We start from the raw sequence: 11,837 nt of genomic DNA, 5'->3' as shown, positions 1-11,837 counted from the left end.
GCCTCAGCTCTCGCGTACGGCGGCACGCTCGCGCGCACGATGACGCGCCCACAGGGACTTCTGGGCGACCAGCGTGAGCGTGCCGGCGACGATGATGCCCGCCAGGTTCAGCAGGAGCTGGCCGGTGGAGCCCACCGTCTGCGAGTAGTCGCCGTAGAGGAAGGCGACGGCGGCGTTCGAGGCGGCCGGGACGGTCGTCACGGAGATCGCGACGCCGACCAGGGCGCCGGACTTGGCCGAGGTCAGGGACAGGGTGCCCGCGATGCCGGCGAGCAGCGCCACCACGAAGGACATCAGGTCCGGCTGCCAGATGAAGGACGTGTTGGGCCGGTCCGCCTCGAACTTGCCGTAGGTGAAGAGGTCCATCGCGTCCATCAGGTAGCTGAAGCCCACGGTCAGGATCATCGCCACCGCGAACCCGGCGACCAGTGCCACCAGCGACCGCCACGCGAGCCGCGGCGCGCGCTGGACCACCGCCGTGCAGATCCCGGCCAGCGGCCCGAACTCCGGGCCGACCGCCATCGCGCCCACGATGAGGATCGCGTTGTCCAGCACGACACCGCACGCCGCGATCATCGTCGCGAGGGTCAGGAACGCGATGTAGGTGACGGTGAGCGTCGACTCCTCGTGCGTGGCGTCGCTCAGCTGCTCCCACAGGACCGCGTCCGCGCCCTCGCCCGGCGCGTCCTCCTCGGCCTGGACCGCGCGCGTGGACAGCGAGAGATCGATGTCCTCGACGGCGATCGACCCGCAGTCGGCGATGCCGCGTTCCCGCAGCTCGCGCAGCAGCCCGTCGCCGGCCTCGCGCGCCACATCGCAGGTGATCACGTCCCCGGCGGGGCTGCGGGCCGCGCCGGCCAGTACCACCAGGTGGGCGGTGCCGACCGTCTTCTCCAGCAGCGCCACCACCTCGTCCGTACGGTCCGCCGGGACGATCAGTCGCAGATGCAGCACAGCAGAGTCCTCGAAGTTGTCGTTCAGAGTTTGCGCAGCGACAGCCGCTGCACCTTGTGGTCCGGTCCCTTGCGGAGCACGAGGTTCGCGCGGCCGCGGGTGGGGGCCACATTCTGCTGCAGATTGGGCTTGTTGATGGTGCGCCAGTTCATCCGGGCGTACTCCAGCGCCTCCTCCTCCGAGACCTGCGCGTACTTGCGGAAGTACGAGAAGGGGTTCTGGAACGCGGTCTCGCGCAGCTTGCGGAACCGGCCGAGGTACCACTGCTCGATGTCCTCGGTGCGGGCGTCCACGTACACCGAGAAATCGAAGAAGTCGGCGAGGCCGAGCCGGGTGCGGCCGTCCTTGCCGGGCAGCGCGGGCTGCAGCACGTTCAGGCCCTCGACGATGAGGATGTCGGGGCGGTGCACGGTCAGCCGCTCGCCGGGCACGATGTCGTAGATCAGGTGCGAGTAGACCGGCGCGGTGACCTCGGCCTTGCCGGACTTCACGTCCGCGACGAAGCGGGTCAGGGCGCGCCGGTCGTAGGACTCGGGGAAGCCCTTGCGGGACATCAGGCCGCGCCGGTGCAGCTCGGCGTTGGGCAGCAGGAAGCCGTCGGTGGTCACCAGCTCGACGCGGGGGTGGTCGGGCCAGCGGGCGAGCAGCGCCTGGAGGAGGCGCGCGGTGGTGGACTTGCCGACCGCGACGCTGCCCGCCACGCCGATCACGAACGGCGTGCCCTCCTGGGCGCCGTGCCCCTTCTGGTCGCCGAGGAAGGTGTTCAGCGCGCCGCGGAGGTTGCTGGTGGCGCCGAAGTAGAGGTTCAGCAGCCGGGAGAGCGGCAGGTAGACGTCGCGCACCTCGTCCAGGTCGATGACGTCGCCCAGACCGCGCAGCCGCTCGACCTCCTCGGCGGTGAGCGGGAGCGGCGTCTTCTCGCGCAGGGCGCTCCACTCCGCGCGGGTCATGTCGACGTACGGCGTGGCGTCGGCGCGGCGTCGTTGCTGCGGCTGCTCTGTCGTCATGGGCACGCCGCCCATTGTCCGCAGCCGGCCGCCGCCGCTCATCCCGGGGTGGCGTTGCGGGGGCGTGGCGGTGGCGTTGCGGGGCAACCCGAACGGCGTCGCGGCCATCCTCCTGGGTGGCGCAATACCGCATGTCTATACCAATCAGGTTTTCCTCGGTAGCGTCCGGCGTTGGGGGAGCGCGTCATTTTCTGCGTCGCGAGAAATGGGGGGTGGGCACGGTGACACGCCTGCTCGATTACGTACGGCAGCGGCAGAAGAGAGCCGGTGCGGAAGAGGCCAGGGTTCCGGAGCAGGGCGGGCACGCCGGCCTCGTCCAGAGCGAACTGGCCGCCGAACTGCCCGACGAGGACCTGGGGGAGGAGCTGGACGACTGCCTGGTCCTCTACGAGATGGGCAGCAAGCCGCGCTGTGAGGAGGTGGAATTCCTCGAACTGGTCCAGGAGGCCATCGACCGGATCGAGCGCGGGCATTGACCCGTACGGTACCCAGGCATTGATCTCCGCGCGCCGTAGGCTGCCTCCATGTGCGGAATCGTGGGATACGTGGGCGGGCAGTCGGCCCTGGACGTCGTACTGGCTGGACTGAAGCGGCTGGAGTACCGCGGCTACGACTCGGCGGGGGTCGCGGTGCTGGCCGACGGCGGTCTGGCGGCGGCGAAGAAGGCCGGCAAGCTCGCCAATCTGGACAAGGAGCTGGCGGCGCGCCCGCTGCCGGCCGGCGGCACGGGCATCGGGCACACCCGGTGGGCCACGCACGGCGGCCCCACCGACGCCAACGCCCATCCTCATCTGGACAACGCCGGGCGGGTCTCGGTCGTGCACAACGGCATCATCGAGAACTTCGCCGCGCTGCGTGCCGAACTGACCGACCGCGGCCACGAGCTGGCCTCCGAGACGGACACCGAGGTGGTCGCGCACCTGCTGGCCGAGTCCTTCTCCTCGTGCGGCGACCTCGCCGAGGCGATGCGGCAGGTCTGCCGCCGGCTGGAGGGCGCCTTCACCCTCGTCGCGGTGCACGCCGACGCGCCGGACGTGGTGGTCGGCGCGCGCCGGAACTCCCCGCTGGTCGTCGGCCTCGGCGACGACGAGGCGTTCCTCGCCTCCGACGTGGCCGCCTTCATCGCGCACACCCGCGAGGCCGTCGAGCTGGGCCAGGACCAGGTCGTCGAGGTGCGCCGGAACGGCGTGCAGGTCACCGACTTCGAGGGCCGCCCGGCGGACGTGCGCCCGTACCACGTCGACTGGGACGCCTCGGCCGCCGAGAAGGGCGGCTACGACTACTTCATGCTCAAGGAGATCGCCGAGCAGCCGAAGGCCGTCGCGGACACCCTCCTGGGGCGGATCGGCGCGGACGGGCGGCTGTCGCTGGACGAGGTGCGCATCCCGGACGCGGTGCTGCGGGAGGCGCAGAAGGTCGTCATCGTGGCGTGCGGCACGGCCTTCCACGCCGGGCTGATCGCCAAGTACGCCATCGAGCACTGGACGCGCATCCCGTGCGAGGTCGAGCTGGCGAGCGAGTTCCGCTACCGCGACCCGATCCTGGACCACCGCACGCTGGTCATCGCGATCTCCCAGTCCGGCGAGACCATGGACACCCTGATGGCGCTGCGGCACGCCCGCGAACAGGGCGCGAAGGTGCTCGCCATCTGCAACACCAACGGCTCGACGATCCCGCGCGAGTCCGACGCGGTGCTCTACACGCACGCCGGGCCCGAGGTCGCCGTCGCCTCCACGAAGGCGTTCCTCACCCAGCTCGTCGCCTGCTACCTGGTCGCGCTGTACCTGGGACAGGTGCGTGGCACGAAGTGGGGCGACGAGATCCAGGCCGTGGTGAAGGAGCTGGCCGAGATCGGCACCCAGGTGGACGAGGTGCTGGGCACGATGGAGCCGGTGCGGGAGCTGGCCCGCGGCCTGGCGGACAAGAACACCGTGCTCTTCCTCGGGCGCCACGTGGGCCATCCGGTGGCCCTGGAGGGCGCGCTGAAGCTCAAGGAGCTGGCGTACATGCACGCCGAGGGGTTCGCGGCGGGCGAGCTGAAGCACGGGCCGATCGCGCTGATCGAAGAGGACCTGCCGGTGGTGGTGATCGTGCCGTCGCCCCGCGGGCGCTCCGTCCTGCACGACAAGATCGTCTCCAATATCCAGGAGATCCGGGCCCGCGGCGCCCGCACCATCGTCATCGCCGAGGAGGGCGACGAGACGGTCGTGCCGTACGCGGACCACCTGGTCCGTATCCCTGTGACGCCCACCCTGCTCCAGCCGCTGGTCGCCACCGTCCCCCTCCAGGTCTTCGCCTGCGAGCTGGCCACGGCGCGCGGCAACGAGGTCGACCAGCCGCGCAACCTCGCCAAGTCGGTGACCGTCGAATGATCATCGGGGTCGGCATCGACGTCGCCGAGATCGACCGGTTCGCCGCCGCGCTGGAGCGTACGCCCCAGATGCTGGACCGGCTCTTCGTCGACAGCGAGCGGTACCTGCCCGGCGGCGAGCCGCGCGGCGTCGCCTCCCTCGCGGCCCGGTTCGCCGCGAAGGAGGCGCTGGCCAAGGCGCTGGGCGCGCCGCGCGGCCTGCACTGGACGGACGCCGAGGTGTACCTCGAGGAGAGCGGACAGCCCCGGCTCCGGGTGTCCGGCACGGTTGCCGCCGTGGCGGCGGAGCGCGGGGTACAGACCTGGCACGTCTCGCTCAGTCACGACGCGGGCGTGGCGTCGGCGGTGGTGATTGCCGAGGGATAGCCGAAACGCGCCGTAGGGGTACGCCCCGGTGGCCTTCCGCGGGCGCGTCGTGGCTGGTCGCGCAGTTCCCCGCGCCCCTGAGGGGGCGCGCCTAGGTGGTCACCGACAGCCACGTGCCCGGCAGGGCCGCCGCCACGTCGCAGGCCGTCAGCGGGACGGTGTCGGCGGCGGCCTGACGGGCCGCCAGGCCATGCAGGTACGCGCCCGCCGACGCCGCGTCCAGCGGCGTCAGACCCGTGGCCAGCAGGGAACCGGCCAGGCCCGAGAGGACGTCGCCGCTGCCCGCCGTGGCCAGCCAGCCCGTACCGGTCGGATTGACCCGTGCGGTGCCGCCCTCGGGACCGGCGATCAGTGTCGAGGAGCCCTTGAGCAGCACCGTCGCGCCGTACCGGGAGGCCAGCTCCCGAACGGCGTGCAGCCGGGCGGACTCCACCTCCTCGCGCGCCGCACCCAGCAGGGCCGCGGCCTCGCCCGCGTGCGGGGTGAGCAGCGTCGGTGCCGTACGGGCGCGCAGCCGCGCCGGGTCCAGGTTGTGCAGCCCGTCGGCGTCCACGAGTACGGGCACGTCGGAGGCCAGGACGTCCGCCATGGCCGCCTCGTTGTCGCCGAGCCCCGGGCCGATCACCCACGCCTGCACGCGCCCGGCCTTCGAGGGCGGGCCCGCGTGCACCAGCGTCTCCGGGTGCGCGGCGATCACCGCGTCGCCGCCGGGGCCCACGTACCGGACCGCGCCCGCGCCGCCGCGCAACGCGCCCGACACCGCCAGTACCGCGGCGCCCGGATAGCGTGCCGAGCCCGCCACCACGCCGACCACGCCGCGCCGGTACTTGTCGCTGTCCGCCGCCGGTACGGGGAGCAGCGCCGCCACATCGGCGTGCTGCAGGGCCGCCACGTCCGCCTCGTCCGGCAGCTCCAGCCCGATGTCCACCAGCCGCAGCGCGCCCACGTACTCGCGCGCCGGGTCGATCAGCAGCCCCGGCTTGTACGCGCCGAACGTCACCGTCGCGTCCGCCCGGACGGCCGTCCCGTCCACCTCCCCGGTGTCCGCGTTCACCCCGCTCGGCAGGTCCACCGCCAGGACGGTTCGGGCGCGCGCCGCCTCGGCCAGCTCCGCCGCCTCCGGGCGCAGCCCGCCCTTGCCGCCGATGCCCACGATGCCGTCCACGACGAGGTCCGCGCGGCCGATGTCGGCCCGCGGGTCGGCCGACACCCGGCCGCCCGCGGCGCGGAGGGCCGCCAGACCGCCCTGGTGGGCCCGCTCCGGGGACAGCAGCACCGCCCGTACCCCGGCGCCCCGGCGGGCCAGCCGGGCGCCCGCGTACAGGGCGTCACCGCCGTTGTCGCCGCTGCCCACCAGCAGCACCACCCGGGCCCCGTACACCCGCCCCAGGAGGTCCGCGCAGGCCACCGCGAGGCCCGCGGCGGCCCGCTGCATCAGGGCGCCGTCCGGCAGCCGCGCCATCAGGTCCCGCTCCGCCGCCCGCACCTTCTCCACGCTGTAAGCAGTCCTCATGCCCCCCAGTCTCACCCGATGGGGTGCGGCACGGCCCGGCGCCACCGCCGCGGCGCCGCCCGGACGCCCCCGCCGCCGCGCGCCAGGGGCACCGTCCGCCCGGCCGAAGAATCCGACCCACCAGGGCGAACCTGGCCCCGCCCGAGTGGCCCGCCGCCACCCGCGCGGGACAGATGAACGTATGAACCGCTATCTCGCGGGCCTGCTGGCCGCGGCCACCGGCACCGCCACGCTGCTGACGCTCGCCGCCGCTCCCGGGACCGCCGCCGGCGGCCCGGCGCCGCCGAGCCCGCAACGCCCCGCACCGGTCGCCGAGTCCGACCTCGTACCGGGCATCGCCGACACGCCCGGCGGCGGACCGCCGAAGGACACGCCCGACCAGGCACAGCCGCCGGACATGACGGGCCGCGCGGAGGACAAGCCGCCTCCCGGCCGCGCGCCGGACCCCGAGGACGACCCGCTGGTGGAGTACGTACCGCCCGCCGAGGTCCTCCAGCGCGCCCCGGGCGGCGCGGTCGCCCCCGCGGCGGCCCCCGTGGCGCCGCAGGCGTGCTCCACCTCCACCGGCCCCTACCAGCGGCAGGTGGAGCGGTACCTGAAGCTCACGGTGGACGGCAAGCAGTCACCGGCGGACTGCAAGGTCATCCGGGCCTTCCAGGAGAAGAACGGCATCATCCCGGCCAACGGGTTCACCGGCCCGGTGACCGGGGGCGTCGTCCGGCTCGCCGAGGCGAGGGCGAACCCGAACGCCGACAAGCGCTGCCCCGTGCCGCGGATGCGCAAGAAGGGCGAGCACTGGGCGCCGCGCGTGGCCTGCGTCGACCTGACCCGCCAGATCATGTGGGTACAGAACCACGACGAGGTCATCTTCGGCCCGGCGCCCGTCCGCACCGGCCGCAAGGGCTACCCGACCCGCACCGGCACCCACCACGTCTACTGGAAGAACCGGAACCACTTCTCCACGATCTACCACTCGCCCATGCCGTTCAGCCAGTTCTTCGACGGCGGGCAGGCGTTCCACGGCATCACCGCCAACATCTACAGCCCGCCCGGCTCGTACGGCTGCGTGAACCTGCGGAAGCGGCACGCGGAGAAGCTGTGGGGCATGCTCAGAACCGACGACAGCGTCTTCGTCTGGGGCAAGAAACCGGGCACGTGACGCTCCCGGGAGGCGGTCGACAGCTGCGCCGCAGCGGCGCCTGAGACACTGATGGCGATGACTGAGAGAGCAACGCGCGCCCGGGCCGCCATCGACCTCACCGCCCTGAGGTCCAATGTCCGTGCCCTCAAGGCGCGTGCTTCAGGTGCGCAGCTGATGGCCGTGGTGAAGTCCGACGGCTACGGCCACGGCGCGCTCCAGTGCGCCGCCGCGGCCCGCGAGGCCGGCGCCGAGTGGCTGGGCACCGCGCTCCCCGAGGAGGCGTTCCAGCTGCGCGAGGCGGGCGACACCGGCCGCCTCATGGCGTGGCTGTGGACGCCGGGCGGCCCGTGGCGGAAGGCCGTCATGCTGGACATCGACGTGTCCGTGAGCGGCATGTGGGCGCTGCACGAGGTGTCCCACGCCGCGCACTCCACCGGCCGCACCGCCCGGGTCCAGCTCAAGATCGACACGGGGCTGGGGCGCAACGGCTGCCCGCCGGCCGAATGGGCCGAGCTCACCGCGGCCGCCCGGGACGCCGAGCGGGACGGCCTGATCAAGGTCACCGGCGTCTGGTCGCACTTCGCGTGCGCCGACGAGCCCGGCCACCCCTCGATCGCCGCCCAGCTCGCCGTCTTCCACGACGCGCTGGCCACGGCGGAGGCGGCGGGGCTCGCGCCCGAGGTCCGGCACATCTGCAACACCCCGGGCCTGCTCACCCTCCCCGAGGCGCACTTCGACCTGGTGCGCGCCGGTATCGGTATCTACGGCATCTCGCCGAGCCCCGAGGTCGGCACGCCCGCCGACTTCGGGCTGCGGCCGGTCATGACGCTCTCCGCCTCGCTGGCGTCGGTCAAGCACGTGCCGGGCGGCCACGGCGTCTCGTACGGGCACCACTACACGACGCCCGGCGACACCACCCTCGCGCTGGTCCCGCTGGGCTACGCCGACGGCGTCCCGCGGCACGCCTCCGGGGTCGGCCCCGTGCTGGTGGCCGGAAAGTGGCGGACGATCGCCGGCCGGGTCGCCATGGACCAGTTCGTGGTGGACCTGGGCGGGGAATCAGCCACGGTGGGGGACGAGGCGGTGCTCTTCGGACCGGGCGACCGGGGCGAGCCGACGGCCGAGGACTGGGCGCAGGCCACGGGAACGATCGCGTACGAGATCGTCACGCGGATCGGCAGCCGGGTGCCTCGCGTCTACGTCGACGAGCACGGAAATGTCCCTGAGCACGACAGAACGGGGGACGGGACATGAGTGACGGCACACAGGGGGCGGCGGACGTGGCCGGGGCCGCCGCCGAGGCGGCGGAGACCGTGAGCAGCTGGGCCCGGGCGGGCCGGCACGCGAGCATCGCGGGCACCGCGATCGGCGTGGTCGCCGCGGGCGCGGCCGCCGGAGTGGCACTGGAGCGGCTGACGGTCGGCCGCGGCGTGCGCCGCAAGGCGCGGATGGCGCTGGACTCGGCGGGCCCGTACGGGTCGCTGCGCGGCACACCGGGCACGGCGTACGCGGAGGACGGCACCGCGCTGTACTACGAGATCGACGAGGCCGACGACCGGCCGGACGGCGAGGCCCAGGGGGCCCGCCGCAAGCGCCTGCTGGGGGCCCTGGGGCGACGCTCCGCGGCCCCCACCGTCGTCTTCTGCCACGGGTACTGCCTCACCCAGGACGCCTGGCACTTCCAGCGGGCCGCGCTGCGCGGCAGAGTCCGCAGCGTCCACTGGGACCAGCGCAGCCACGGCCGCTCGGCGCGCGGCCACGCACAGATCGACGGCACCGACCCGGTCACCATCGACATGCTGGGCCGGGACCTGAAGGCGGTGCTGGACGCCGCGGTCCCGGAGGGGCCGATCGTGCTGGTCGGGCACTCCATGGGCGGCATGACGGTGATGGCGCTCGCCGACCAGTTCCCGGAGTTCGTCGCCGATCGCGTGGTGGGCGTCGGCCTGATCGGCACGTCGGCCGGGCGGCTGAGCGAGGTCGCCTTCGGGCTGCCGTCGCTGGGCGTGAAGGCGTTCCACCGCTTCGCGCCCGGGGTGCTCAAGGCGCTGGGCGCGCAGAGCGAGCTGGTCGAGAAGGGCCGCCGGGCGACCGCCGACCTCTTCGCGGGCCTGGTGAAGCGGTACTCCTTCGGCGCGCCGAAGGACGTCGACCCGGGCGTCGCCCGCTTTGCCGAACGCCTCATCGAATCGACGCCCATCGACGTCGTCGCGGAGTTCTTCCCGGCGTTCGCCGTGCACGACAAGACGGCGGCGCTGGCGGCGTACGACGGCGTCCCGGCGCTCGTCCTGGCCGGCGACCGCGACCTGATCACGCCTGCCGACCACAGCCGCACGATCGGCGACCTCCTCCCGGCCGCGGACCTGGTCTGCGTACCGGACGCCGGCCACCTGGTCATGCTCGAACACCCGGAACTGGTCAACGACCACCTGACGGCCCTGGTGGAACGCGCGGCAACGGAGGCCCGCAACTGGCGCCCGGCGCGGGCGTAACGGGGTACGCGGCGCTGGCGTAACGGGGGTGCGCGGCGCTTACTGGCGCAGCTCTGCATCCGCCCACCTCGGGGGTTACCCAGGGGCGGGTGGGCGTGCACGTCGCCGGCGGCCGGCCCACCCGAAAGTGCAACGGCCCGGGCCCGGCGCCCAGGCAGGGGCGGCCCGCGCTGCGCTTACTGGCGCAGCTCTGCATCCCCCCACCTCGGGGGTTACCCAGGGGTGGGGCGGGGCGATGCGCGGGTGCCGGGTGGTGCACCCGAAAGAGGGGGCGGGCCACGGTGGCGCACGGTGGGGGCGGGGGCTCGTACCATCGGCGGCATGAGCACCGCCGACGCCATCACGCAGGTAACCGTCAAGACTCCGGACCGGATGCAGGAGCTGGGCCGCAGGCTCGCGGGTCTGCTGCGCCCGGGTGACCTGGTGCTGCTGAGCGGCGAGCTCGGCGCGGGCAAGACGACGCTGACCCGGGGCCTGGGCGAGGGCCTGGGCGTACGCGGCGCCGTCACCTCGCCGACCTTCGTCATCGCTCGCGTGCACCCCTCCCTGCACGTCGGCCCGCCGCTGGTGCACGTCGACGCGTACCGGCTCGGCGGCGGCCTGGACGAGATGGAGGACCTCGACCTCGACGTCTCGCTGCCGGAGTCGGTGGTGGTCGTGGAGTGGGGCGAGGGCAAGGTCGAGGAGCTGTCCGAGGACCGGCTGCACGTGGTCATCGCGCGCACCGTGGGCGCAGCGGCGGCCGCGGGCGACGCCGAGGACGACGTCCGCGAGGTCACCGTCACCGGCGTGGGCGAGCGCTGGGCGGGCTGCGACCTGAGCCTGCTGCAGGAGGTCTGAGCGGAGTCCGTAGTTTCCGACAAGCCGTCGGCAAGATGTTGCGCCGGTGGTGCCGGGCGTGGTCACATGGAGGGAGAGAGCCGGTTAGGTCTACCTAACCATGCCCGCTCGCCCCAGGATTCCCGGGAGGCATCCATGTCGGCCCACCAGTCCCTCGCCGCGGCGGCCCGCCGCGACGACAGCGAACCGTCTCCGTTCCGGCGCGAGGACGGCCCCGGGCCGACGATGAACGAGCTCCTGGCGTCCTGCGCGGCCGCCACCGCGGTCTCCACGCCGCCGGCGGACGCCCCCGAGGCGCCGGCCGCCGACGAGGACCGCACCGAGGAGTCCGGGGCCGAGCCCGTGATCGAGGACACCCGCCCGGACACCCGCCTGCCGAACAGCGGCCGCGACGCCGCGTAACGCGGCACGCGCTCCGGGAGCCGTCCACCGGCGGCCGCGACGGCCCGTAGTCCGTACGAGTGATTCGTCAGCCCGCGTCCGTGCGCTGCGCCGTACGGGTGCGGGCGAGCCGCGTGCGGGCTACGGAACGACGACGACCTTCTTGCCGATCGTCGCGAACTTCCACATCGCCGCGCCGTCGGCCCGCTTCTCGCGGATGCCGCCCGTCTTCTGCTTCTGCGGCGTGCCCGGCCGCGGCATCGAGCCGTCGACCGCCGCGCTGAAGCCGACCACGACGTTGTCGACCGTCGCGAACCGCACGACGTTCTCGATCGGAATGCCGTCGGAGCCGGTCACGCTCGCGGAGCGCGTGGTCACCGTGTACGCCCCCGGCGCCGGGCTGACCGTGCTCGGCACGACCTCGTACGTGCGCAGGACCTGGTCCTTCGGGCCGACCAGCCACACCCGCCGGGCGTCCAGCGCGTACACCACCCGCTGGCCCGTACCGGAGTGCGCCGGTACCGCGGTCTCCCGCCGCTGCTTCTCCGCCGCCGACTCCTTGGGCGCCCGGTGTCCCGACGGCGCGGGCGAGGCCACGGCGCCGCCCTTGGCCGACCGGACCGGCTCCAGCGTGCCGCCGGCTTCCGCCGACGCCTGGAAGGCCAGGAAGCCGACCGCGGCCAGCGCGGCCACAGTGAGAGCCGTCACGATCGAGCTGCTCCTAGCGGCCACCGCCGTGCCACCTTTCCGTACGGTCCGTACGCGTCAGAAG

12 protein-coding genes are annotated in these 11,837 nt (G+C 73.5%); 8 read left to right on the top strand and 4 right to left on the bottom strand.

Translation table 11 applies throughout. The features are described from left to right. Window positions 1-3: 3 nt before the first annotated feature. Window positions 4-954, bottom strand: a complete 951-nt coding sequence (locus ACIGXO_RS19460; RefSeq protein ID WP_399787994.1) for a DUF389 domain-containing protein — start codon at window positions 952-954, stop codon at window positions 4-6. A 23-nt stretch (window positions 955-977) separates the two neighbouring features. Continuing rightward, the gene (gene coaA, locus ACIGXO_RS19455; RefSeq protein ID WP_399787991.1) at window positions 978-1,967 is read right to left on the bottom strand and encodes a type I pantothenate kinase; all 990 of its coding nucleotides are present in this window, start codon (window positions 1,965-1,967) and stop codon (window positions 978-980) included. A 215-nt stretch (window positions 1,968-2,182) separates the two neighbouring features. On the opposite strand from coaA, the gene ACIGXO_RS19450 reads away from it, so the two are divergent. The 3 genes from ACIGXO_RS19450 to ACIGXO_RS19440 are packed head-to-tail and all read left to right on the top strand — an operon-like array spanning window position 2,183 to window position 4,698. Further along, the gene (locus ACIGXO_RS19450; RefSeq protein WP_399787988.1) at window positions 2,183-2,437 is read left to right on the top strand and encodes a hypothetical protein; all 255 of its coding nucleotides are present in this window, start codon (window positions 2,183-2,185) and stop codon (window positions 2,435-2,437) included. A gap of 48 nt (window positions 2,438-2,485) precedes the next feature. After that, entirely contained in the window at window positions 2,486-4,333 is a 1,848-nt protein-coding gene (gene glmS, locus ACIGXO_RS19445; RefSeq protein WP_399787985.1) for a glutamine--fructose-6-phosphate transaminase (isomerizing), read from the top strand. Further along, entirely contained in the window at window positions 4,330-4,698 is a 369-nt protein-coding gene (locus ACIGXO_RS19440; RefSeq protein WP_399787980.1) for a holo-ACP synthase, read from the top strand. The genes glmS and ACIGXO_RS19440 overlap by 4 nt, the downstream gene beginning before the upstream one ends. Window positions 4,699-4,789: 91 nt before the next feature. Here the strand turns inward: ACIGXO_RS19440 and ACIGXO_RS19435 are convergent, their stop codons facing one another. Then, window positions 4,790-6,211, bottom strand: a complete 1,422-nt coding sequence (locus tag ACIGXO_RS19435; RefSeq protein WP_399787978.1) for an NAD(P)H-hydrate dehydratase — start codon at window positions 6,209-6,211, stop codon at window positions 4,790-4,792. Between the two features lie 181 nt (window positions 6,212-6,392). Between ACIGXO_RS19435 and ACIGXO_RS19430 the strand changes: the two genes are divergently transcribed. The 5 genes from ACIGXO_RS19430 to ACIGXO_RS19410 all read left to right on the top strand — a co-directional run bounded on the left by ACIGXO_RS19430 (window position 6,393) and on the right by ACIGXO_RS19410 (window position 11,086). After that, entirely contained in the window at window positions 6,393-7,370 is a 978-nt protein-coding gene (locus ACIGXO_RS19430) for a L,D-transpeptidase family protein (RefSeq protein ID WP_399787975.1), read from the top strand. Between the two features lie 57 nt (window positions 7,371-7,427). Next, window positions 7,428-8,606, top strand: a complete 1,179-nt coding sequence (alr, locus tag ACIGXO_RS19425; RefSeq protein ID WP_399787972.1) for an alanine racemase — start codon at window positions 7,428-7,430, stop codon at window positions 8,604-8,606. Next, complete coding sequence (locus ACIGXO_RS19420; RefSeq protein WP_399787969.1) at window positions 8,603-9,844, top strand: alpha/beta fold hydrolase; 1,242 nt, start codon at window positions 8,603-8,605, stop codon at window positions 9,842-9,844. The genes alr and ACIGXO_RS19420 overlap by 4 nt, the downstream gene beginning before the upstream one ends. Window positions 9,845-10,165: 321 nt before the next feature. Continuing rightward, on the top strand, window positions 10,166-10,684 hold the full coding sequence (gene tsaE / locus ACIGXO_RS19415; RefSeq protein WP_399787966.1) for a tRNA (adenosine(37)-N6)-threonylcarbamoyltransferase complex ATPase subunit type 1 TsaE: 519 nt from the start codon (window positions 10,166-10,168) through the stop codon (window positions 10,682-10,684). Window positions 10,685-10,819: 135 nt separating this feature from the next. Next, a complete protein-coding gene (locus ACIGXO_RS19410) occupies window positions 10,820-11,086 on the top strand; it encodes a hypothetical protein (RefSeq protein WP_399787963.1) in 267 nt (88 codons plus the stop codon). Between the two features lie 120 nt (window positions 11,087-11,206). On the opposite strand, the gene ACIGXO_RS19405 is transcribed toward ACIGXO_RS19410, so the two are convergent. After that, the gene (locus ACIGXO_RS19405; protein WP_399787960.1) at window positions 11,207-11,797 is read right to left on the bottom strand and encodes a hypothetical protein; all 591 of its coding nucleotides are present in this window, start codon (window positions 11,795-11,797) and stop codon (window positions 11,207-11,209) included. Window positions 11,798-11,837 lie beyond the last annotated feature (40 nt).

The organism is Streptomyces sp. NPDC053542 (assembly GCF_044544685.1).
GTDB lineage: Bacteria > Actinomycetota > Actinomycetes > Streptomycetales > Streptomycetaceae > Streptomyces.
Note: the sequence above shows the minus strand (reverse complement) of the source record. Positions and strands in the feature narration are given on the sequence as shown.